The organism is Kineosporiaceae bacterium, assembly GCA_016713225.1.
In the GTDB taxonomy this organism is placed as follows: Bacteria; Actinomycetota; Actinomycetes; order Actinomycetales; family Kineosporiaceae; genus JADJPO01.
Window position 1 is genome coordinate 257,248 of the sequence record JADJPO010000003.1, and the last position, 23,385, is coordinate 280,632.

17 protein-coding genes are annotated in these 23,385 nt (G+C 70.4%); 14 read left to right on the forward strand and 3 right to left on the reverse strand.

The features are described 5' to 3' along the window. Positions 1–108 precede the first annotated feature (108 nt). From IPK24_12255 to IPK24_12270, 4 genes are all read left to right on the forward strand, one after another. Positions 109–1,560, forward strand: coding sequence for an aminobutyraldehyde dehydrogenase (locus IPK24_12255; GenBank protein ID MBK8076308.1), 1,452 nt, complete (start codon positions 109–111; stop codon positions 1,558–1,560). A gap of 116 nt (positions 1,561–1,676) precedes the next feature. Beyond that, on the forward strand, positions 1,677–3,083 hold the full coding sequence (locus tag IPK24_12260; protein MBK8076309.1) for an MFS transporter: 1,407 nt from the start codon (positions 1,677–1,679) through the stop codon (positions 3,081–3,083). Between the two features lie 78 nt (positions 3,084–3,161). Continuing rightward, positions 3,162–4,631 (forward strand): FAD-dependent oxidoreductase, encoded by a 1,470-nt coding sequence (locus IPK24_12265; protein ID MBK8076310.1) that lies wholly within the window; start codon positions 3,162–3,164, stop codon positions 4,629–4,631. A 76-nt stretch (positions 4,632–4,707) separates the two neighbouring features. Further along, positions 4,708–6,216 (forward strand): CoA-acylating methylmalonate-semialdehyde dehydrogenase, encoded by a 1,509-nt coding sequence (locus IPK24_12270; protein ID MBK8076311.1) that lies wholly within the window; start codon positions 4,708–4,710, stop codon positions 6,214–6,216. Between the two features lie 233 nt (positions 6,217–6,449). Here the strand turns inward: IPK24_12270 and IPK24_12275 are convergent, their stop codons facing one another. Further along, entirely contained in the window at positions 6,450–8,207 is a 1,758-nt protein-coding gene (locus IPK24_12275; GenBank protein ID MBK8076312.1) for an APC family permease, read from the reverse strand. A 183-nt stretch (positions 8,208–8,390) separates the two neighbouring features. Between IPK24_12275 and IPK24_12280 the strand changes: the two genes are divergently transcribed. Both IPK24_12280 and IPK24_12285 read left to right on the forward strand, forming a co-directional pair. Further along, a complete protein-coding gene (locus IPK24_12280) occupies positions 8,391–9,674 on the forward strand; it encodes a saccharopine dehydrogenase NADP-binding domain-containing protein (GenBank protein ID MBK8076313.1) in 1,284 nt (427 codons plus the stop codon). Between the two features lie 103 nt (positions 9,675–9,777). Beyond that, positions 9,778–11,244 carry an NAD-dependent succinate-semialdehyde dehydrogenase gene (locus IPK24_12285; GenBank protein MBK8076314.1) on the forward strand — a complete coding sequence of 489 codons (1,467 nt, stop codon included), beginning with the start codon at positions 9,778–9,780 and terminating at the stop codon, positions 11,242–11,244. Positions 11,245–12,022: 778 nt separating this feature from the next. Here the strand turns inward: IPK24_12285 and IPK24_12290 are convergent. Continuing rightward, the gene (locus tag IPK24_12290) at positions 12,023–13,087 is read right to left on the reverse strand and encodes an alpha/beta fold hydrolase (GenBank protein ID MBK8076315.1); all 1,065 of its coding nucleotides are present in this window, start codon (positions 13,085–13,087) and stop codon (positions 12,023–12,025) included. 182 nt (positions 13,088–13,269) lie between these two features. Between IPK24_12290 and IPK24_12295 the strand changes: the two genes are divergently transcribed. From IPK24_12295 to IPK24_12325, 7 genes are all read left to right on the forward strand, one after another. After that, on the forward strand, positions 13,270–14,469 hold the full coding sequence (locus IPK24_12295) for a 1-deoxy-D-xylulose-5-phosphate reductoisomerase (GenBank protein MBK8076316.1): 1,200 nt from the start codon (positions 13,270–13,272) through the stop codon (positions 14,467–14,469). Between the two features lie 8 nt (positions 14,470–14,477). Then, complete coding sequence (locus tag IPK24_12300) at positions 14,478–15,827, forward strand: site-2 protease family protein (protein MBK8076317.1); 1,350 nt, start codon at positions 14,478–14,480, stop codon at positions 15,825–15,827. 126 nt (positions 15,828–15,953) lie between these two features. Next, entirely contained in the window at positions 15,954–17,096 is a 1,143-nt protein-coding gene (gene ispG, locus IPK24_12305; protein MBK8076318.1) for a flavodoxin-dependent (E)-4-hydroxy-3-methylbut-2-enyl-diphosphate synthase, read from the forward strand. Positions 17,097–17,201: 105 nt separating this feature from the next. Further along, positions 17,202–18,035 (forward strand): GNAT family N-acetyltransferase, encoded by an 834-nt coding sequence (locus IPK24_12310; protein MBK8076319.1) that lies wholly within the window; start codon positions 17,202–17,204, stop codon positions 18,033–18,035. A gap of 186 nt (positions 18,036–18,221) precedes the next feature. After that, positions 18,222–19,976, forward strand: a complete 1,755-nt coding sequence (locus IPK24_12315) for a proline--tRNA ligase (protein ID MBK8076320.1) — start codon at positions 18,222–18,224, stop codon at positions 19,974–19,976. Beyond that, entirely contained in the window at positions 19,973–20,743 is a 771-nt protein-coding gene (locus IPK24_12320) for an HAD family hydrolase (protein ID MBK8076321.1), read from the forward strand. The genes IPK24_12315 and IPK24_12320 overlap by 4 nt, the downstream gene beginning before the upstream one ends. Before the next feature lie 14 nt (positions 20,744–20,757). After that, the gene (locus tag IPK24_12325; protein MBK8076322.1) at positions 20,758–21,534 is read left to right on the forward strand and encodes a TSUP family transporter; all 777 of its coding nucleotides are present in this window, start codon (positions 20,758–20,760) and stop codon (positions 21,532–21,534) included. A gap of 208 nt (positions 21,535–21,742) precedes the next feature. On the opposite strand, the gene IPK24_12330 is transcribed toward IPK24_12325, so the two are convergent. Continuing rightward, positions 21,743–22,732: a DUF4439 domain-containing protein gene (locus IPK24_12330; protein ID MBK8076323.1), complete on the reverse strand. Its 990-nt coding sequence runs from the start codon at positions 22,730–22,732 to the stop codon at positions 21,743–21,745. A 53-nt stretch (positions 22,733–22,785) separates the two neighbouring features. Here IPK24_12330 and rimP point away from each other — a divergent pair, with 53 nt between their 5' ends. Then, the gene (rimP, locus tag IPK24_12335; protein ID MBK8076324.1) at positions 22,786–23,379 is read left to right on the forward strand and encodes a ribosome maturation factor RimP; all 594 of its coding nucleotides are present in this window, start codon (positions 22,786–22,788) and stop codon (positions 23,377–23,379) included. The last annotated feature ends 6 nt before the right edge of the window (positions 23,380–23,385 follow it).

Genomic DNA, 23,385 nt, shown 5'->3' on the forward strand with positions numbered 1-23,385 from the left:
GCCCTTCGTGTAGGGATTCCACGGCTGTCAGGCCTCTGCCCTGCCGATTTTGGCGTTCGGCGGCTAGAGTCTGGCGCACATCATGACCAGTTCCCGCGAGGAGAAGCCGTGAGCACGTCCGCCCCCAGGCAGCTGCGCAATTTTGTCGACGGTGAATACCGCGACCCGATCAGCGACGCCCGTAGCGACATCGTCGACCCGTCGACCGGTGCGGTCGTGGCCTCGGCGCCGGTCTCGTCGGCTGCCGATGTCGACGCCGCCTACGCCGCGGCGTCCAAGGCCTTCGAGACGTGGCGCGACACCACGCCGAGCCAGCGGCAGCAGGCGCTGCTGAAGATCGCCGACGCGATCGAGGCCCGGGCCGAGGACTTCGTCAAGCTCGAGGCCGAGAACACCGGCAAGCCGCACGCGCTGACCACCAGCGAGGAAATCCCGCCGATGGTCGACCAGCTGCGCTTCTTCGCCGGCGCCGCCCGGGTGCTCGAGGGCCGTGCAGCGGGGGAGTACCTGGCCGGTCACACCTCGTGGATCCGGCGTGAGCCCATCGGCGTGATCGGTCAGGTCACGCCGTGGAACTACCCGATGATGATGGCCGCCTGGAAGATCGGACCGGCGCTGGCCGCCGGCAACACCGTGGTGCTCAAGCCGAGCGACACCACCCCCGAGACCACGCTGCTGCTGGCCGAGGTGATCAGCGAGTTCGTCCCCGCCGGCGTGCTCAACGTGATCACCGGTGACCGCGAGACCGGTCGGGCGCTGGTCGAGCACCCCACGCCGCAGATGGTGGCGATCACCGGCTCGGTGCGCGCGGGCATGCAGGTGGCCGAGTCGGCGTCGCGCGACGTCAAGCGGGTGCACCTCGAGCTCGGCGGCAAGGCGCCGGTCGTCATCTTCGACGACGCGGACGTCGCGGCGGCCGCCGAGGCGATCGCCGTCGCCGGCTACTTCAACGCCGGTCAGGACTGCACCGCCGCCACTCGGGTGATCGCCCAGGCCGGCGTGTACGAGGACTTCGTGGCCGCCCTGGCCGAGCAGGCCCGCGGTAGCAAGGTCGGCCTGCCGGACGACGAGGACGCCCTGTTCGGCCCGGTGAACAACGCCGGTCAGCTGGCCCGGGTCACCGGCTTCCTGGAGCGCTTGCCCGACCACGCCACCATCAGCGCCGGTGGCAACCGGGTCACCGCGTTGGGTGATGGCTACTTCATCGAGCCGACCGTGGTCTCCGGCGTCCGCCAGGACGACGAGGTGATCCAGAACGAGATCTTCGGCCCGGTGATCACGGTGCAGACCTTCGCCGACGAGACCGAGGCCCTCGCGATGGCCAACGGCGTGCAGTACGCGCTGGCCTCCTCGGTGTGGACCAGCGACTTCGGCCGGGCCATGCGCATGTCGCGCTCGCTCGACTTCGGCTGCGTGTGGATCAACACCCACATCCCGCTCGTGGCCGAGATGCCGCACGGTGGCTTCAAGCACTCCGGCTACGGCAAGGACCTCTCGATGTACGGCCTCGAGGACTACACGCGCATCAAGCACGTGATGGCCAACTTCGGCACCGCCTGAGATCGGTGTCCCGCGATTGATCATCGTCAGGCAGGGGTTCTGCCCCCGTCACGGGGGGAGAACCCCTGCCAACGGTGATCACGGGTGAGAGCGGGGCCGGTAGGTAGGATCGTCCGATGACCCAAACCCCTGTGGCGGCGGGAGTCGGGTTCGGGTCCGAGCGTGGCCCGGTGCTGATCGCCCTGATGGTGACCACCGGACTGATCGCGATCGATGCCACCATTCTGGCGACCGCGGTCCCCACGATCGTCGCCGACCTGGGCGACTTCGCCAGCTTCCCGTGGCTGTTCTCGATCTACGTGCTGACCCAGGCCGTCAGCGTGCCGCTCTACAGCAAGGTCAGCGACACGGTGGGCCGCAAACCCGTGATCCTGGCCGGGATTGCGTTGTTCGTGCTGGGGTCGGCGCTGTGCGGACTGGCCACCTCGATGCCGGCGCTGATCGCGTTCCGGGCGGTGCAGGGGCTGGGGGCGGGCGCCGTCCAGCCGATGGCGATCACGATCATCGGCGACATCTACACCGTCGCCGAGCGGGCCACGGTGCAGGGGTACGTCGCCAGTGTCTGGGGGACGGCGTCCGTGCTCGGCCCGACGTTGGGGGGACTGTTCAGCGAGTACGCGGGCTGGCCGTGGATCTTCTTCGTCAACGTGCCGCTCGGCCTGGTGGCAGCGTGGTTGCTGCTGCGGCGCTTCCACGAACACATCGAGCCTCGGCGCCACCGTCTCGACTGGCCCGGCGGCACGCTGCTGACCATCGGGCTGGCGCTGGTCATCCTCGCCACGCTCGAGGGAGGAACGGCCTGGGCGTGGCGTTCGTGGCAGAGCCTGGCGGCGTTCGGGGTCGGCGCCCTGGCGCTGCTCATCTTCGCTCGGGTGGAGCGCCGGGCGGCCGAGCCCGTGTTGCCGGTCTGGCTCTTCTCGCGACGGCTGTTGATCACCACCACGTTGGTCGGCTTCGGTGTCGGAGTGCTGATTCTGGGCGTCACCACCTATGTGCCGACCTTCCTGGAGGCCCGGCTCGGCCTGCGGCCGTTGGCCTCGGGCCTGACGCTGGCACCACTGCTGCTCGGCTGGCCCATCTCGGCCTCCCAGGCGGGACGGCTGTATCTGCGGTTCGGGTTCCGTCGCACCGTGATCATCGGCGGCACCCTCGCCGTGACCGGCGCGGTGGCCCTCGCCCTGGCGTCGGCGCACCCCTCGGTGCCGGCCATCGGGGGTGCCTGCTTCGTGCTGGGGCTCGGCCTGGGTCTGGTGGCCACCCCGTCGCTGATCGCGGCTCAGTCGAGCGTGGAGTGGGCCGAGCGGGGCGTGGTCACCGGGGCCAACATGTTCGCCCGCTCGGCGGGCAGCGCGGTCGGGGTCGCCGTGCTCGGGGCGCTGGTCAACGGGGTCATGGGCGGTGTCGCCGCGTCGCACGATCCGGCCCGGTTCGGCCTCGCCGCGACGGCCGCGTTCTGGGCTGTGGCCGGTGTGGCTGCCTTGATGGCGGTGGCCGGCTGGGCCATGCCGCGGCAGGAACGCTGAGGGTCGTGCTCGTCGGGCATCGGGAACGATCGATCAGCCCCTAGGGTGTGCTGCACCAGGTAGTGCGGGAGGTGTCGGATGGGCAGCGCGTCGGCCGGTGGGCTGAGCGCGAACCTCGGCGACCGGGTGTCCGGTGCCGTGGACGAAGCGCTGGTGGACGAGGCGTTGGTGGGCGCGCGCGGCGTCCCGTTCTGGCTCGACACCGAGCTGCGACCCGACCGGCGAGCCCCGTTGGACGGCGACGCCTCGGTCGACCTGGCCATCGTCGGTGGCGGCTTCACCGGGCTGTGGGCCGCCGTCCTGGCCGCCGAGCAGTACCCGGCCTGGACCATCACCCTGCTCGACGGGGGCGACCTCGGCTGGGCGGCCAGCGGCCGCAACGGCGGGTTCTGCTCCTCCAGCCTGACCCACGGCCTGGGCAACGGCCTGTCCCGCTGGCCCGACGAGCTGGCCACCCTCGAACGGATGGGCCTCGAGAACCTCGACGCCATCGAGCAGACGATCGCCGATCACGGCATCGACTGTTCGTTCAGCCGCGCCGGTGAGGTCTCCATGGCCGTGGCCGAGTGGCAACTGGCCGAGCTGACCGAGCTGCACCAGGCCGCCGTCGAGGCCGGCGTGGGCGAACACCTCGACCTGCTGGACGCCGACGCCGCCCGCGCCCTGGTCGACTCACCGACCTATCTGGGTGGGCTGCGCGACACCCGGGGCACGGCGACGCTCGACCCTGCCGGGCTGGTGTGGGGCCTGGCCGAGGTGGCCGAGCGGGCCGGCGTCCGGATTCACGAGCGGTCGCGGGTGCTGGCGCTGGCCGACCAGGGTGACCGGGTGAGGCTCGAGACGGCCACCGGGGTGGTGCACGCCCGCCGGGTGGTGCTGGCCACCAACGCCTTCCCCTCCCTGCTGCACCGGGTGCGGCCCTACGTGGTGCCGGTCTGGGATCACGTCCTGGCCACCGAGCCCTTGAGCGCCGAGCAGCGCGCCGCCATCGGGTGGGCCGGCGGCGAGGGGCTGAGCGATGCCGGTAACCAGTTCCACTACTACCGGCTGACCGCGGACGGCCGGATCATCTGGGGCGGCTACGACGCGCTGTACTACTTCGGTGGTGACCTGTCCGGGCGGCGGATGCGCAACCAGGCCACCGAACGGCTGCTGGTGCAGCACCTGTACGAGACCTTCCCGCAGCTCGAGGGGCTGCGGATCAGCCACACCTGGGGTGGCGCGATCGACACCTGCACCCGGTTCACCGCGTTCTGGCAACGCGCCTGCGACACCAAGGTGTGCGCCGTCCAGGGCTATACCGGGCTGGGCGTGGGGGCGAGCCGGTTCGCTGCCCAGGTGGCCCTGGAACTCCTCGACCGCCGGGACACCCCCCGGACCCGACTCGAGATGGTGCGTTCGCGGCCGCTGCCGTTCCCGCCCGAACCGTTCCGGTGGGCCGGCATCGAACTGACCCGGCGCTCGATCGCCGCGGCCGATGCCGGCCAGGGACGGCGCAACGTGTGGTTGCGCACGCTCGACCGGCTCGGGTTGGGGTTCGACTCCTGAGGTTGTTCTCGAGATCGTTCGAGATCAATTGGTGAGTTTGTCTTTACAAAGTCTCCAGAATTGGCACACTAGTGCCATGACTTCGACCCCCTCCCTGCGCGAGATCGTCCACTTCGTCGACGGCAAACCGTTCGCCGGTTCCGGCGAGCGCACCGGCCCGGTCTTCAACCCCGCCACGGGGGAGCAGCAGGCGCAGGTGCGTCTGGCCAGCGCCGCCGATGTCAACCAGGTCGTCGCCTCGGCCACGGCCGCTGCCGCCGCGTGGCGGACGTCGTCCCTGTCGACCCGCGCCAAGGTGCTCTTCGCCGCTCGCGAGCTGATCTCCCAGCGTGCGTCCGAGATCGCGGCGGCCATCACCGCCGAGCACGGCAAGGTGCTCTCGGACGCCGCGGGCGAGGTGCAGCGCGGCCTCGAGATCGTCGAGTTCGCGTGCGGTATCCCGCACCTGCTCAAGGGCGGCTTCAGTGAGGGCGTGTCGTCCGGGGTCGACGTCTACTCGATCCGTCAGCCGCTCGGCGTCACCGCGGTCATCTCGCCGTTCAACTTCCCCTCGATGGTGCCGCTGTGGTTCATCCCGATCTCGGTGGCCTGCGGCAACGCCGTGGTGCTCAAGCCGAGTGAGAAGGACCCGACCGCGGCGCTGCTGATCGCCCAGGCCTTCGCGGACGCCGGGCTGCCGCCGGGTGTGCTCAACGTCGTCCACGGCGACAAGGAGGCGGTCGACACGCTGCTGACCCACCCCGACATCTCGTCGGTCTCGTTCGTGGGCTCCACGCCGATCGCCACGTACGTCTACGAGACCGGCACTCGGCACGGCAAGCGGGTGCAGGCGCTCGGTGGCGCCAAGAACCACATGATCGTGCTGCCTGACGCCGACCTCGACCTGGCCGCCGACGCCGCGGTGAACGCCGGGTACGGCTCGGCCGGCGAGCGGTGCATGGCCATCTCGGCGCTGATCGCCGTCGATCCGGTCGGTGACCCGCTGATCGCCAAGATCAAGGAGCGGATCGCCACGCTGCGCACCGGTGACGGGACCCGCAACGTCGACATGGGTCCGCTGGTCACCCGTGAGCACCGTGACAAGGTCGCCTCCTACGTCGGCGCAGGCGCCGAGGCAGGGGCCACCGTCGAGGTCGACGGGCGCCAGGCGAGCTTCGACGCCGACGGTGAGGGCTTCTTCCTCGGCCCCACCCTGATCGACAACGTCACTCCGTCGATGTCGGTGTACACCGACGAGATCTTCGGCCCGGTGCTGTCGGTCGTCCGGGTGCCGAGCTACGAGGCGGCCATGGAACTGGTCAACTCGAACCCGTACGGCAACGGCACCGCGATCTTCACCAACGACGGCGGCGCCGCCCGGCGGTTCCAGTACGAGGTCGAGGTCGGCATGGTCGGCATCAACGTGCCGATCCCGGTGCCGATGGCCTACTACTCCTTCGGTGGCTGGAAGAACTCGCTGTTCGGTGACAGCCACGCCCACGGCATGGAGGGCGTGCACTTCTTCACCCGCGGCAAGGTCGTGACGTCCCGTTGGCTCGACCCGAGCCACGGCGGCATCAACCTGGGCTTCCCGCAGCACACCTGATCGACGGCGCACCCCGCGATCTGCCGCTTCCCCTCATGATCACCGTTAGATCGCAGTTTGCTCCGGTCCAGAAGGAGGAAACTGCGATCTAACGGTGATCATGGATGATGGCTCAGGGGTTGGGTGGGTTGGGCTCGTCCGGGCGGCGTGACGGGTGCGGCACGCGACTCGCGGCCCACACGACGTGGCGGCCCACCCCTGACTGGGGAGGGCCGCCACTGGTGTCGGGCTGACTACTTCTCGGGCTCGGGCGTGACCTCGTGGTGCGTGGTCAGGTCGGCCACGTGCTCGCCCTTGGGCAGGTTCGACAGGTCGGGCGCGATGATCAGCTCGGGCAGACCCGAGTCGGGCAGTCGCCGCGAGTGGACGTCGGTTCCCGCTCCCGCGATACCGGCGAGCACCAGGTCGTGCGAGCCGCGCTTCGGCAGGGTTTCACCGCGGAAGAACGCCGGGGCGCTGAGCCACTGCATGACCATGGCCACGGCGCCGAGCGCCAGCGCGAGCAACCCCACGACTCCCACGGCGCCCTGGCCGAAGATGGTGATGTTGTTGCCGTCGTCATCGGTCAGCCAGTCCGGCAGCAAGAACTGCTGCAGGCCATAGCCGAAGGTGGCCAGCATGATCAGGCCGCCTGAGAGCGGGATCAGGACCTGCATCACCAGGTCACGGCCGCCCTTGGCGGCGTTCTTGCGGTAGAACCAGGCGCAGGCAAAGCCGGTGAGCCCGTAGTAAAACGCGATCATCAGGCCGATGGAGCCGATCAGTGCGGTCAGCAGGTTGGGGCTGACCAGGGTGAACAGCAGGTAGAACACGGCCGAGATGATGCCCATGCCGATGGTCGACCAGGTGGGGGTCAGGTACTTCGGGTGCACGTTGGCGAAGCGCTCCGGCAGCGCCTTGAACACGCCCATGGACAGCGCGGTGCGCGCGGTCGGCAGGATCGTGGTCTGGGTGGAGGCCGAAGCCGAGGTGAGGATCGAGGCAGCCAGCAGGATCAGGCCGAGCTTGCCCAGGGTGCTGTCCCCGAAGAGAGTCTCGCCCACAGCCCCGAACACGTCGTCGGCATTGTCCGCGTTGCCGAGCCCGATTCCGTCGGTGCCGACTCCGGCGAAGGCGATGGCGGCGATGGAGACCATGGCGTACGTGCCGAGCAGCAGGATCGTCGAGATGACCGCGGCGCGACCGGGGGTCTTACCAGGGTCGTCGCTCTCCTCGTTGCAGGCGACGGCGGTGTCCCAGCCCCAGTAGATGAAGAACGTCGTCAACAGTGCGGGGGCGATCACGTCGCCGAAACCCAGCCCGCCCGGCCACAGCCACGACAGACTCGGGGTCAGCGAGTACGACTCGGCGTTGCCGCTGTAGACCTTGGTCAGCGCCACGATCGCGAAGATGATCAGCACGACGACCTCGATGGCCAGGAGGCCATACTGCAACCGGGCACTGACCTCGATGCCGCGGTAGCAGATGTAGGTCATCAGCGCGATCCAGATCAGGCCCGCGACCGTCGACCAGAAGGTGCTGTCGGCCAGGTCGGCGACGCCGGACCAATCCTGCCCGAACAACGCCCCCACCTCACCGGTGAAGGTGAACGAGTAGGCGCCGGCGACCTGGGCCAGGTTAGCCATCACGATCACGTCGGCGGCGATGATTCCCCAGCCGCCCAGCCAGCCGGTGATCGGGCCGAAGGCCCGGCTCGCCCAGGTGAATGTGGTGCCACAGTCCGGCTCGGCCTTGTTCAGCTCCTGGTAGGCGATCGCGATGAAGTACATCGGGATGAACGCCAGCATGAAGACGGCCGGCGCCTTGGTGCCGGCGAGCAGTGAGCCACCCGCGGCCACCACGAAGCCGAGGCTGGCCGCCAGGCTGTATGCGGGGGCCGTGGAGGCCATTCCGACCACCACGCTGGAGAGCAGGCCGAGGGCACCACCCTTCAGCCCCTTGTCGCCGGCGACCTCGGGGAAACCGATGGGTGCCGCGGTATCACTGCTCATGTACTCGCTCCTCTGAGCCTCCGCGTCGCGGCGGAGGGTGGACAGGGTCGTTCGCGGAACAATGACACCTTCGATATCTACTGTCTAGGGGCGTTTCTGTTACGGATTCGTTTCCGCGCTCCTAGGATCACAGCAGGTTTCGGGTGTCGAAAGGTTGAGACGGTGATGGCGATGGCGATGGCGATGCGGGTACTGGTGGTGGGTGCCGGGGGAGTGGGCAGCGCCGTGGCTCGGATCGCGGCCCGTCGTGACTTCTTCGAACACCTCGTGATCAGTGACTACGATCTCGCCCGGGCCGAGCAGGCCGTGGCCGCTGTGACCGCGGTTCACCCGGACGGGCGGTTCGTCGCCGCGCGCGTCGACGCCTCCAGCGCCGAGGCGGTCTCGGCCCTGGCCCGCGAGCACCGGATCACCCACGTGCTCAACGCCGTCGATCCGCGTTTCGTGATGAGTGTCTTCGAGGGCGCCCTGGCCGCCGGCGCCGACTATCTCGACATGGCGATGAGCCTGTCGCGGCCGCACTCGGATGACCCGTACGGCAGCTGCGGGGTCAAGCTCGGTGACGAGCAGTTCGCCCGCGAGCAGGCGTGGCGGGACGCCGGTCGACTGGCGCTGGTGGGCATCGGCGTCGAGCCCGGGCTGTCGGACGTGTTCGCCCGCTACGCCGCCGACCACCTGTTCGAGACCATCGACGAACTCGGTGTGCGCGACGGCGCGAACCTCACCGTCGACGGCTACGACTTCGCGCCGTCCTTCTCGATCTGGACCACGATCGAGGAGTGCCTCAACCCGCCGGTGATCCACGAGGCGGGCCGCGGCTGGTTCACCACCGAGCCCTTCAGCGAGCCCGAGGTATTCGACTTCCCCGGTGGCATCGGCCCGGTGGAGTGCGTCAACGTCGAGCACGAGGAGGTGCTGCTGATGCCGCGCTGGGTCACGGCGCGGCGGGTCACCTTCAAGTACGGGCTCGGCGAGGAGTTCATCGACGTCCTACGCACGCTGCACAAGCTGGGCCTGGACGGCACCGCGCCGGTCGCCGTCCGGGGCGGTCTGGACGACGGCAGTTCGGCCCGCGTCCGGGTGAGCCCGCGCGATGTGGTGGCCGCCTGTCTGCCGGACCCCGCCACCCTGGGGGATCGGATGCACGGCGCGACCTGCGCCGGGTTGTGGGTCACCGGCACCGGCAAGGGCACTCACCCCGACGGGACGCCGTTCGCCGGGCGCCCCCGCGAGGTCTACCTGCACCACGTGGTCGACAACGACTGGTCCATGGCCGAGTACGGCTCGCAGTGTGTGGTCTGGCAGACCGCTGTCAACCCGGTGGTCGCGCTCGAACTGCTCGCCGAGGGCACCTGGTCCGGTCAGGGCGTTCTCGGGCCGGAGGCGTTCGACGCCGTACCGTTCCTGGACCGGCTGGGTGATCTGGGTCCGACCTGGGGACTGCAGGAGCGCGTCGTCGCACCGTGATGAACGATCGGTGATGAACGATCGGTGACGAACGATCGATGTGGTGATGGTTAGGCTGGCCGGTCTGAAGGGCCGGGACGACGAAACTCGAGAGGAAGTTGCGATGAGCCTGTCCGCGCGCGAGTCCGAGGTCATCGGCTCGGTGTCGACCGAGCTGTTCATCGGTGGGCAGTGGCGTCCGGCGACGGGCGGGGCCACGGTGCCGGTGGACGACCCCGCCACGGGCGAGGTGATCGCTCACATCGCCGACGCCTCGGTGGCCGACGGCACCGCCGCCCTGGACGCCGCGGTGGCCGTGCAGGCCTCCTGGGCAGCCACCCCGCCCCGTGAGCGCGGCGAGATCCTGCGTCGGGCCTTCGAGCTGATCACCGCCCGGGCCGAGGAGCTCGCGCTGATCATGACCCTCGAGATGGGCAAGCCGGTCAAGGAGGCGCTCGGCGAGGTCGCCTATGCCGCCGAGTTCTTCCGCTGGTTCTCCGAGGAGGCCGTGCGGATCAGCGGGCGCTACAGCGTGGCCCCCAACGGCGCCACCCGACTGCTGACCATGAAGCAGCCGGTCGGGCCGTGCCTGTTCATCACCCCCTGGAACTTCCCGCTGGCGATGGGCACCCGCAAGATCGGCCCTGCGGTGGCCGCCGGCTGCACCATGGTGGTCAAGCCCGCCACCCAGACCCCGCTGTCGATGTACGCCCTGGCCCAGATCATGACCGAGGCCGGCCTGCCGGACGGCGTCCTGAACGTGATCACCACCAGTCACAGTGGCGCGGTGATGGAGCCGCTGATCCGCGACCCGCGGCTGCGCAAGCTGTCGTTCACCGGCTCGACCGAGATCGGTCGCAAGCTGGTCGAGCAGTCGGCCGAGCAGTTGCTGCGGGTCTCGATGGAGCTCGGTGGCAACGCCCCGTTCCTGGTCTTCGCCGATGCCGACGTCGAGGCGGCGGTGGACGGCGCGATGCTCGCCAAGATGCGCAACATGGGCGAGGCGTGCACCGCGGCCAACCGGTTCATCGTGCACAGCTCGGTCGCCGAGGAGTTCGCCCGCCGCTTCGCGGACAAGATGGCCGCGCTCACCGTGGGCCGGGGAACCGAGGCCGGGGTGGACGTCGGCCCGCTGGTCGACGCGCCGTCCCAGGCCAAGGTCGACGAGCTGGTGACCCAGGCGGTGGGTGCCGGGGCTCGGGTGCTCACCGGCGGCTCGACGGTGGGGGAGCAGGGCTACTTCTACGCCCCGACCGTGCTCACCGACGTCCCGGCGGACGCCCGGCTGCTGAGCGAGGAGATCTTCGGCCCGGTCGCTCCGGTGACCACGTTCGAGACCGACGAACAGGCCGTGGCCCTGGCCAACGCCAGCGAGTACGGCCTGGTCGCCTACGCCTTCACGAAGGACCTCTCGCGCGCGATGCGGGTGGCCGAAGGCCTCGAGACCGGCATGGTCGGCCTCAACCAGGGCATCGTGTCGAACCCGGCCGCGCCGTTCGGCGGCGTGAAGCACTCCGGCTTCGGCCGGGAGGGCGGCGCCGAGGGCATCGAGGAGTTCCTCGAGACCAAGTACGTCGGCATCGCCCTCTGAGCCCCTCCCAACCCTGAGCCCCTCCCAAACCGTGGTGATCATGTAATCCGTGCACGTTTCGTGCACGGATTACATGATCACCGAGGGTCGGGGGGAAACATACATCGTTCACGCAGATCGGCCCGGCCCCCTCGCGGGGACCGGGCCGATCTGTCGTTCGCCGTGGATCAGCCGGACTCAGCTGACCTTCGGCGTCCCGTGGGTCTTCTGGAACTGCTCGATCCACACCTTGGCCGGCATCCGCGGCGCAGCCGCGGCCCGGGCGGCGGGTGAGGCGGCGCCGGCCGCTGCCGCGGCGCCTCCGGCCAATGCCTCCGGTACCGGCAGCGGCAACCCGGCGCACCGGGTGTCGCGGCGTGGCATCACGCCGTTGATCAGCCAGCCGTTGGCGAGGCCCTCGACACAGGCATCGCCGTTGCCGTAGATGGTGTGGTCCGGCTGAGCGGTGACCGTCACCAGGCGGGCGTTCGGCGTGTTCCGGCGAGCCGCCAGGGCGTTGCCGAGCGGGGTCGCCGGGTCGGCATCGTTGTTGATCATGAGCAGCTTCGGCAGCTCGTCACCCTCGACCGGGGAACCCTTGGGGCGACCGGGCCAGAACGGGCACGGGTTGGCGTTCCAGCTGGCACCGACCAACGGCGCCGTCCGGCGGAACCGGCGGGTGTCCTCGAGGACCTGGTTGTACGAGGGGGACTTGTCGTCCTGGCAGACGACGGCCCAGAACACGTCGTTCCCCTCGGCTCCTCCGCTGCCGAACACGTCCAGCACCTGGGCCTTGGCCTCATCGGTGGCGGTGTCGTAGTGCTCGAGCGTCGACAGGGCCGTGGCCAGACCGTCGTACAGTCCGGTCCAGTACAGCGACCCGGCGATCCCCCGAGTCGTAGCCGGCCGCGTTGAGCGCACTGCCATCGGCCAGGGTGAGCGGGGTCTTGGCGAGCACGGCCCGGCGGGCCTCGTAGACCTTCTTCACCGCGGCCTTGGTGGTGCCGAGGTCATAGACCTCGTCGTAGGAGGCGATCCAGGGCAGCAGGTAGGACTCGAAGCTCTTCTGGAAACCGGCCGGCTGGCGGTTGAAACTCTCGCTGCTGGGAGCGGTGAAGTCCAGGTTGCCGTCGAGCACGAAGCGGTCGACCCGCTTCGGGAACACCGCCGCGTACCAGGAGCCGAGCCAGGTGCCCGCCGAGTACCCGACGTAGCTCACCTTCGCCTCGCGCAGCACCGAGCGGACCAGGTCGTAGTCGCGCACCACCTGGTCGGTGCGGATGTGCCGGGTGAGGGCGTCGGCCGAGCACGCCGCGGCGTACTGCTTGTTCAGGTCGAGGTAGCGCTTCTGGTTGGCGGCCGAGGTGTCACGCCCATCCAGGCCATAGAGGGCGTTCAGGATGGCCGGGTCGGCGCAGGCCAGCGCGGGGGACGACGACCCCACGCCGCGCGGGTCGATGCCGATCAGGTCGTAGGCGGCGGCGAGGTCGGGCTCGACCAGGGAGAAGTACAGACTCAGGATCAGGCCGGAGCCACCAGGGCCACCGGGGTTGCTCAAGAGCACGCCACGGCGGGCGGTCGCGTCCGCGGCCTTGACTCGCGAGACCGCGATGGTGATGCGCTCACCCGTCGGCTTGGACCAGTCCTTGGGCACCTCCACGCCGGCACACTCGAACTGCGGGAACCCGGCGTCCGGAATGCACTCCTGCCAGGCGAGCTGCTGGCGGGACAGTGCGGCCGGGACGCCCGGGGTGTCCAGGGCTGCCTCGGCCGCGCCGGGAGCCGCTGCAGGGGTGGTGGCAGCCTGGGCGGAGCTACCCACGGCCAGGCCGGCTCCGGCGAGGGCCATGACGGGAACCGCCATGATCCGCGCGATACGGGTGAGAGCACGATGCATGTTTTGCGCCTCCGATTCGGGTGTGCGTGAGGGGCAGCCTGCCACGCCTGGCCGGGTTCTCTGACGGGAAATGCGGCAAAACGATGTTTCCCCATGTGCCGGCCCGACACGCACCGTGATTGTCATCCCCATTGGGTAGCGTCACCGCCGTGCGCGACATCGTCTTGCTCGGCTCCACCGGCTCGATCGGCACCCAGGCGATCGAGGTGGTGCAGGCCAACCCCGACCGGTTCCGGATCGTGGCCCTGGCCGCCGGCGGTGGTCGGGTCGACCTGCTGGCCGATCAGGTCGCCGCGCTCGGTGTGCACCACGTGGGCCTGGCCGATCCGGCGGCCGCGTCATCGCTCACCGCAGCCCTGGCCCGCCGCGGCGTCTCGGTGGGGGTTGACGGCGTCCGGCTCGAGGTGGGGCCTGACGCGGCGTCCGCGCTGGCCGGTCTGGGGGCGGACGTCGTCCTGAACGGGATGACCGGCTCGATCGGGCTGGCGCCCACGCTGGCGGCGTTGCGATCGGGCTCGACGCTCGCGCTGGCCAACAAGGAGTCACTGATCATCGGGGGTCGGCTGGTCACCGGCGCCGCAGCCCCGGGGCAGATCGTCCCGGTGGACTCCGAGCACTCTGCACTGGCGCAGTGTCTGCGCTCGGGGTCGGCTGCCGAGGTGGCCCGGCTGGTGCTGACGGCCAGCGGCGGTCCGTTCCGCGGTCGCACCCGCGAGCAACTCCGAGGGGTGACGCCCGGCCAGGCGTTGGCGCACCCCACCTGGGCCATGGGTCCGGTGATCACCACCAACTCGGCCACGCTGGTCAACAAGGGTCTCGAGGTGATCGAGGCACACCTGTTGTTCGATGTCCCGCTGGAGCGCATCGCGGTCACCGTGCACCCGCAGTCGATCGTGCACTCGTGGGTGGAGTTCGTCGACGGCTCGTGCATCGCGCAGGCCTCACCGCCCGACATGCGCCTGCCGATCGCGCTCGCTCTGGGCTGGCCCGAACGGGTACCCGGCGTGGCCCGCCCGGTCGACCTCACGCAGGCTGCCACCTGGGAGTTCGCCCCGCTGGACGACGACGCGTTCCCCGCCGTGGCCCTGGCACGGCGGGTGGGTCGGGCCGGTGGAACGTATCCTGGCGTCTACAACGCGGCGAACGAGGTCTGTGTCGAGGCGTTCCTGGCCGGGCGCATCGCCTTCCTCGACATCGTCGACACGGTGGCTGTGGTCGTCGACGAGCACGAGCGGGCCGGCGGCGCGAGCGGTGAGGCGGCAGGGCTGGACGACGTGCTGGCCGCGGACGGTTGGGCACGACAGAGAGCGTCCGAGGTGCTCGGCGCCTCGGCAGAAGGGGTCTTGTGAGCGGCAACCTGTTCGGCAACCTGCTCGGTTGGCTGATCCTGCTCGGCGTCGGGGTGCCGTTCTCGATCGCGCTGCACGAGCTGGGTCACCTGCTCCCGGCCAAGCGCTTCGGGGTGGCCTGTCCGCAGTACTTCATCGGGTTCGGGCCCAAGGTGTGGTCGACCCGTCGCGGCGGCACCGAGTACGGCATCAAGGCGATTCCGCTGGGCGGCTATGTGCGCATGATGGGCATGTTCCCGCCGGCTCCCGGCCGGCCGGTCAGCGCGGACTCGACCGGGCGGTTCGGCGTCCTGATCGACCGGGCGCGCGCCGAGGCCCAGCGAGAGATCAGCCCCCGCGATGCCGACCGGCTGTTCTACCAACGCTCCGTTCCCCAGCGACTGGTCATCATGCTCGGCGGGCCGTTCATGAACCTGCTGCTGGCCGTCGTGCTGATGACCGGCGTGCTCACGCTCTACGGTGCCTCGACGCTGACCACCACGGTGGGCTCGATCTCGCAGTGTGTGCTGCCGGTGCCGGTGTCCAAGACCACGCCGTCGCGCGGATGCCTTCCGACGGATCAGAAGTCGCCTGCCGAGCTGGCCGGCTTGCGCGCCGGTGACGAGGTGATCTCCTACGCCGGGCGTCCGGTGGAGTCGTGGCGTGAGCTGCGTGATCGCATCCGCGCCAGCAACGCGACCCCGATCGAGGTCGTCGTCCGTCGCAACGGGGCGCCGGTGACGCTGACCGTGACGCCGATGGTCTCGGCCCGGTACGTCTACGACGAGAACGACAACCCGGTGACCGGCCCGAACGGGGAGTACCTCACCACCCCGACCGGATTCCTCGGCATGACCCCGCTCGACACGGTCGAGCCGGTACCGGTGGCCAAGGTTCCCGGGGTGATCGGGGGCTACCTCGCGGTGACCTTCTCCGCCATCACCAAAGTGCCCGAGAAGATGGTCGGCGTCGTGCAGGCGGCGTTCGGTGATGGTCCGCGTGACCCCGAGGGTCCGGTGAGTGTGGTCGGTGTCGGTCGCATCGCCGGTGAGGTCGGCTCCTTCCAGGGCACCGACGAGGCTCCGGTGCGCTGGGTCGACAAGATCGCGATCTGGGTCAACCTCATCGCCTCGCTCAACCTGGCGCTGTTCGTGTTCAACCTGGTGCCGCTGCTGCCGCTGGACGGCGGGCACGTCGTCGGAGCCCTGTGGGAGGGGCTGCGCCGCCAGGTGGCCCGGGTCTTCGGCCGGCCCGACCCCGGCCCGGTCGACATCGCCCGCGCGCTGCCGTTGGCCTACGCCGTGGGATCGGTGCTGATCACCATGTCGGTGCTGTTGATCTATGCCGACATCGTCAAGCCGATCCGTCTGGGCGGCTGAGGACGCCCGTCCCGGTTAGGCTCGAATCGGCCGGTCCACCGGGCCGGTCGCTCAGTTCTTCGTCGTTTCTTCGTCGTTCTCGAACAGGAGCGCGTCCCCGTGTCGGTCAACATCGGTCTGCCCATCGTGCCGGCCAGCCCCAGCGCCGGCCCCACCGCCGGGTTCGCGGACGGGGCACCGCCCGTGCTGAGCCCCCGCCGCCGTGCGCGGGCGATCCAGGTCGGCACGGTGACCGTCGGCGGGGACGCCCCGATCAGCGTCCAGTCGATGACCACGACGCCGACGGTCGACATCAACGCCACCCTGCAGCAGATCGCCGAGCTGACGGCGGCCGGCTGCGACATCGTGCGGGTGGCCTGCCCCAGCCAGGACGACGCGGAGGCGCTGCCCGCCATCGCCCGTAAGTCGCAGATCCCGGTGATCGCCGACATTCACTTCCAGCCCAAGTACGTCTACGCCGCCATCGATGCCGGGTGTGCCGCCGTCCGGGTCAATCCCGGCAACATCCGCGCCTTCGACGACCAGGTCGAGCAGATCGCGGCGGCGGCCCGGGACGCCGGGACCTCGATCCGGATCGGGGTCAATGCCGGGTCGCTCGACAAGCGGCTGCTGGCCAAGTACGGCAAGGCCACCCCGGAGGCGCTGGTGGAATCGGCGGTGTGGGAGGCCAGCCTGTTCGAGGAGCACGACTTCCACGACTTCAAGATCAGCGTCAAGCACAACGACCCCGTGGTGATGGTGCGTGCCTACGAGCTGCTCGCCGAGCGGGGTGACTGGCCGCTGCACCTGGGCGTGACCGAGGCCGGGCCGGCGTTCCAGGGCACGATCAAGTCGGCGACCGCGTTCGGGGCGCTGCTGAGCCAGGGCATCGGGGACACCATCCGGGTCTCGTTGTCGGCGCCGCCGGTCGAGGAGGTCAAGGTCGGCATCCAGATCCTGCAGTCGCTCAACCTGCGCCCGCGCAAACTCGAGATCGTCTCGTGCCCCTCGTGCGGGCGCGCCCAGGTCGACGTGTACTCCTTGGCCGACAAGGTGACCGCGGCGCTGGACGGGCTCGACGTCCCGCTGCGGGTGGCCGTGATGGGCTGTGTGGTCAACGGCCCGGGGGAGGCCCGCGAGGCCGATCTGGGCGTGGCGTCCGGCAACGGCAAGGGGCAGATCTTCGTCAAGGGTGAAGTGGTCGCCACCGTGCCCGAGTCGAAGATCGTCGAGACCCTGGTCGAGTATGCGATGCAGCTGGCCGACCAGATGCGCGTCAACCCCGAGTAGTCCGGTGCCCTGCGCCCGGTCGATCGCACCGGCCCGGCCGCTTGTCGTGTGCACCTGTGATGGCGGTGCGTGACCTGAGATGATGCCCTCGTGCTGCGGGCCTCAATGCGGATGTTGGACCGCGTCGATCTCGACGAGGCCCTGGATGTGTGTGCCCGTGACCCGGTGGCGAACGTGTTCGTCGCCGCACGGCTGCGCAGTCACGGGGTGTCCCGTTCCAGCGGGGGCGAGCTGTGGGGGTACTACGACGGCGGGTCACTGGACGCGTTGTGCTGGTCGGGGGCCAACCTCGTTCCGGTGGAGGCGAATCCGGATGCGATCGAGGCCTTCGCCTACCGAGCCCTACGGCAGGGGCGGCACTGTTCCTCGATCGTCGGGGCCAGCGAGATGGTCATGCCGCTGTGGTCGCAGCTGTCCTCGCGCTGGGGCCGGGCTCGGGACATCCGTGACGATCAGCCGTTGATGGCCTTGGACGGCCCGCCCCTGGTCGCCCCCGATCCGTTGGTGCGCCTCGCGCGCGTCGAGGAGATCGACCTGGTCACCCCCGCCTGCGTCGCGATGTTCACCGAGGAGGTCGGCTACTCCCCGGTGCTGGCCGACGGCGGCTCGCTCTATCGATCCCAGGTCGCCGGCCTGGTGACCAACGGCCGCTCGCTGGTGCGCCTGGAGGTCGGTGCCCGCGGACCCGAGGTGGTCTTCAAGGCCGAGATCGGCTCGGTCACCCCGCAGGCCGCTCAGGTCCAGGGGGTGTGGGTGGCGCCCGAACATCGAGGTCGCGGCGTCGCCATCCCCGGCATGGCCGCTGTCGCGGCGTTCTGCCGTCGCGATCTGGCTCCCATCGTGTCCCTGTACGTGAACGCCTACAACTCCCGCGCCGTCCACGTCTACGAGCGCGTCGGCTTCACCCGGGTCGGCACCTTCGCCACCGTCCTCTTCTGACCCACCCCCAACCCACCCCCAACTCACCCCTGACCCATCCCCAACCCGCTCATGCTCCGCAGCGGACAGCTCATGCTCCGCCGATGACGCTTGACAACGCTGTTTCGAGCCCTCGGCCCGTCACCTGCGGAGCATCAGCAGGTTGGCTGGCGGGCTATCCTCGCCAGGGTGAGCGAGCTGTTGCGGATGTCCACCCTGTTCCTGCGCACCCTGCGCGACGACCCGGCCGACGCCGAGGTCCCGAGCCACAAGTTGTTGGTGCGCGCCGGGTACATCCGTCGTGCGGCGCCGGGTATCTACTCCTGGCTGCCGCTGGGCTACCGGGTCTACCGCAACGTCGAGCGGGTCGTGCGCGAAGAGATGGACGGCGCGGGCTTCCAAGAGGTGCACTTCCCCGGTCTGCTGCCCCGCGAGCCCTACGAGGCCACCAACCGCTGGACCGAGTACGGCGACAACCTGTTCCGGCTCAAGGACCGCCGCGACAACGACTACCTCCTCGGCCCGACCCACGAGGAGATGTTCACGCTGCTGGTCAAGGACCTGTACTCCTCGTACAAGGACCTACCGCTGTCGATCTACCAGATCCAGATCAAGTACCGCGACGAGGCCCGGCCCCGCGCCGGCATCCTGCGCGGGCGCGAGTTCGTGATGAAGGACTCCTACTCCTTCGACGTGGACGACGCCGGACTCGAGCGCTCCTATCAGCGCCACCGCGACGCCTACATCAAGACCTTCACCCGCCTCGGCCTGGACTTCGTCATCGTCAGCGCCATGTCCGGGGCGATGGGCGGCAGCAAGAGCGAGGAGTTCCTGCAGCCCACCGAGGTCGGCGAGGACACCTTCGTGCGCTGCTCCGCCTGCGGTTATGCGGCCAATGTCGAGGCCGTCACCACGCCGGTGCCCGCGGCACAGAACTGGGACGCCGTCCCGGCGGCGCACGCCGAGCTCACCCCGGACACACCCACCATCGAGACCCTCGTGAACGTGGCCAACGAGCTGCACCCCCGTAGCGACGGGCGGTCCTGGCGCGCCGACGACACCCTCAAGAACGTCGTGGTGATGCTCGTCCACCCCGACGGCACCCGCGAACCGCTCTGCATCGGCCTGCCCGGCGACCGCGAGGTCGACCCCAAACGGCTCGAGGCCGCTGTCGCCCCGGCCGAGGTCGAGGCCTTCACCGAGGCCGACTTCGCCCGCTACCCGACGCTGACCAAGGGCTACATCGGCCCTGGCGTGCTGGGCGAGAAGAAGTCCAGCGGCATCCGCTACCTGCTCGACCCTCGCGTGGTGCCCGGCACCGCCTGGGTGACCGGTGCCGACGAGCCCGGCAAGCACGTCTTCGACCTGGTCGCCGGGCGCGACTTCACCGGGGACGGCGTGATCGAGGCCGCCGAGGTGCGCGCCGGTGACGGTTGCCCCACCTGTGGTCAGCCGCTGCAGACCGCCCGCGGTATCGAGATCGGCCACATCTTCCAGCTGGGGCGCAAGTACGCCGACGCCCTCGGGCTACAGGTGCTGGACGAGAACGGCAAGTTGGTCACCGTGACCATGGGCTCCTACGGCATCGGGGTCTCGCGCGCGGTCGCCGCGATCGTCGAGTCCACCTACGACGAGGCCGGGCTGATCTGGCCCCGCGAAGTGAGTCCGGCCGACGTCCACGTGGTCGCAGCCGGCAAGGACCAGACCATCCTGGACGCCGCCGAGGCGCTGTCGGCCGACCTGGTCGGCCGCGGCGTGCGGGTGATCTACGACGACCGCATGAAGGTCTCGCCCGGGGTGAAGTTCAAGGACGCCGAGCTGATCGGGGTGCCGACCATCGTGGTGGTCGGCAAGGGGCTGGCCGAGGGCACCATCGAGATCAAGGACCGCCGCAGTGGCGAGCGCACCCCGGTGCCGGTCGCCGAGGCGGCGGCCCGGATCACCGAGGTCGTGCGCGGGTGAGCGAGACGGCCCGCCCGGCCAACGCTGGTGCGGCGGTCCCGGTTCAGGCAGTGATCTTCGACTGGGGCGGCACGCTGACGCCGTGGCACACCATCGACCTGGCCGAGCAGTGGCGTGTCTACGCGCGCGAGTACGCGGCGGCGTCCGGCGGTTCACCCGAGCACGCCGAGGCGCTGGCGGCCCGCATCCTGGCCGCCGAGGACGCTGCCTGGGCGCGGATCCGTGGCGGCGCGGGCAGCGCCCACTTGGCCGAGGTGCTGGCCAGGGCGGGCGTCGCCTCGGATCATCCGGGCCACGATGCGGCGATGACGGCCTACGAGGAGTTCTGGGAGCCGCACACCTTCACCGATCCGGACGTCGCGCCGTTGTTCGCGGGCCTGCGCGCCCGAGGTATCAAGGTCGGGGTGCTCTCGAACACCATCTGGTCGCGGGACTATCACGCCGCGGTCTTCGCTCGCGACGGCGTCCTGGACCTGATCGACGGCGCGGTCTACTCCTCCGAGATCGATCACGCCAAGCCCCACCGCTCGGCCTTCCGGTCCGCGATGGCGGTGCTCGGCATCCCCGACCCGCGCGCGTGCGTCTACGTCGGCGACCGCCCCTACGAGGACGTGCACGGGTCTCAGCGTCTGGGCATGCGGGCGATCCTCATCCCGCACTCGGACATCCCGGCCTACCAACAGGTACCGGTCGACGTCCACCCGGACGGCGTCGCGCACCGGCTGCTGGACGTGCTCGGCCTCGTGGACGGCTGGCGCACCGGGTGAGGTGCAGGTAGCTCGTGCCGCCCGAGGTGAGTCCCGGTCTGCTCGCCGTGCTGGTGCTCGCCGCACTGGCCGCGGGCTGGGTGGACGCCGTGGTCGGCGGCGGTGGGTTGATCCAGTTGCCGGTGTTGTTGTTGACCTTCCCCGCGGCGGCGCCTGCTCAGGTGTTGGCCACGAACAAGCTCGCGAGCATCTTCGGGACCGCCACCGCCTCGCTCACCTACGCCCGCCGGATCCGGCCCGATCCCCGCACCGCAGGCGCGATGGCGATCTCGGCGTTGTGCGGGTCGGCCGGCGGCGCGGCGCTGGCCCACCTGATGTCGAACGCGGTGTTCCGTCCGCTGGCGTTGGCGGCGCTGGTCGTGGTCGCCGTGATCACCTGGCGGCGTCCGGCCATGGGAGAACACACCGAGCTGCGGCACCATGGACGGGCGCACCTGATGCGGGCAGTCGTGATCGGTGCCGGGATCGGGTTCTACGACGGCATCTTCGGCCCGGGCACCGGGTCGTTCCTGGTGATCGCGCTGGTCGCCGTCCTGGGGTATTCGTTCCTGGCCGCGAGCGGGACGGCGAAGATCACCAACTTCGCGACCAACCTGGGCGCGCTGCTGGTGTTCGTGCCGCTCGGCGCCCCGATGTGGGGGGTCGGTCTCGCCATGGGGCTGGCCAATCTGACCGGCGGCTACCTCGGCGCCCGCACGGCCATCGCCCGCGGCAGCACGTTCGTCCGGACCGTGTTCCTGGTGGTGGTCTCGGTGCTGATCGTCCGTCTGGCCTGGGACCTGGTGACCTGATGATCTGATGTGGCGCGCGGAGTGCGGTCACTTCGGGTGGATGACACCCTTGTCATCGGCTGGAAGTGACCGCGGCTGGTCCGGAACTGACCGCACAGGCTCGGAAGTGACCGCACAGCAAGGGAAGTGACCGCACAGGCTCGGAAGTGACCGCACAGCAAGGGAAGTGACCGCACAGGCTCGGAAGTGACCACACGGGATCACAGGATCAGGGCAGGGCGGGGACAGGGCCGGCCCAGTGCTCGAGACGGCGCGCGGCCTCGGCGGCATCGCGCGCCAGCGTGGAGCGCCACGGGCCTGAGCTCTGGGCCACGGCATCGAGCACCGTCGTGAACAGGGCACGCTCGATCCGGGTGGCCAGAGCACGACCTGCTGCCGGGCCGGCCGAGGCGGGTGCGGCGTCCCCGACGTCGTAGGCCGGCCGGGCGGCGGGCACCACCCCGCCGGCATCGTGCAGCACGTCCGCGTACGCGTCGCGCCGCAGCTCGTGCCACTGCCAGGCGGCCTGGGCGCGTCGGCGGTCGGCGCCCCCGGTGCGCGCCACCACCAGGCCGTAGCCGAAGACCGCGGCGTGCTCACCGGCCACCAGGGCGGCGAGCGCATCGCGGGCGGCGGCGTCCGGTGAGCCCGGCGTCGGCGTGGGGGTCGACCCGGATGCCGTCGGGGTGTTGCCCGCGGCAGCCGAGGACGCCGTGGCCGGCGCCGAGGGCACGACGAGCGCTGCGGTGCCCAGCCGCGGGTCGAGCAGGTCGGCGTGCACCGCCCGGGACGCCGCGATCCGGGTCAGCAGCACGGCGACGGCCGGGGCGACCAGGCCGCTGTCGCCGAGCGCCTGCTCGGCGCCCTCGCGTTCCGCGCGGGCGAGCTGCGCGGCCGTGGCCGAGGGCTTCGGGCTGGGGGCGGGGCTGGCGGAGAGCACCCCGAGGGCGGCCAGGTGGGTCTGATGGTCGGCGACCAGGCGCGCGAACCGGGCTCGCTCCGCCGTCGCCGCGGAGCCGGCGGCGGCCTGAGCCGCCTGCAGCAGTCGCTGCGTCCTGTCCGCGGTGCGCGTGACCGCGGGATCGCTCACCACGGCGGCCGGCCCGGCCGTCCCCTCACACCCGGTCAGCAGGCTCGGTGCGAGCCCCACCGACATCGCCAACGCGAGCAGGTTGCGACGGCTGGGCAGCGGCCGTCGGGCGTCGTCCGGAGCAGGCACGCCGGGATCATCCCACGCAGGTAGGCTGCACCTTCGATCGAGGAGGCACACACATGTCGGCGTCGCAGGTGGACGGCGTACGCGAACTGGCCCGGACGGCCGCCGGCACCGCCGGACTCGTCCTGGAGGACGTGACCATCAGCAGCGCCGGACGTCGGCGTGTCGTGCGGATCGTGGTCGACCTCCCGGAGGACCAGTTGGGCGGCGTCCCGATGGACGCCGTGGCCTCGGCCTCGCAGGCGATCTCGGCCGCGCTGGATGCCAGCCCCGTGCTGGGCCAGGCGCCCTACGTGCTCGAGGTCAGCTCGCCGGGGGTGGATCGCCCGCTGACCGAGCGCCGGCACTGGCTGCGCGCCCGGCGCAGGCTGGTGTCGGTTCGGCTGACCGATGGCGGTCAGGCCACCGGACGCCTGGGTGACGTGGACGACGAGGGACTGTCGCTGGCCGCGTCGGCCGGTCCGATCCGGTTGGCCTGGGCACAGGTGGCGCGCGGCGCCGTCCAGGTGGATTTCTCCGGTGCCGGCGGCGACGAGGCCGAGGCACTCGAGGCCGACGCCCCCGACATGGCGGACATCGAGGACTCGACCCCTCTGGACGACGACCGGCCGGCGGGCGAGGATCGTCCTACCGGCCCCCGGGGGAGGTGAGACGTC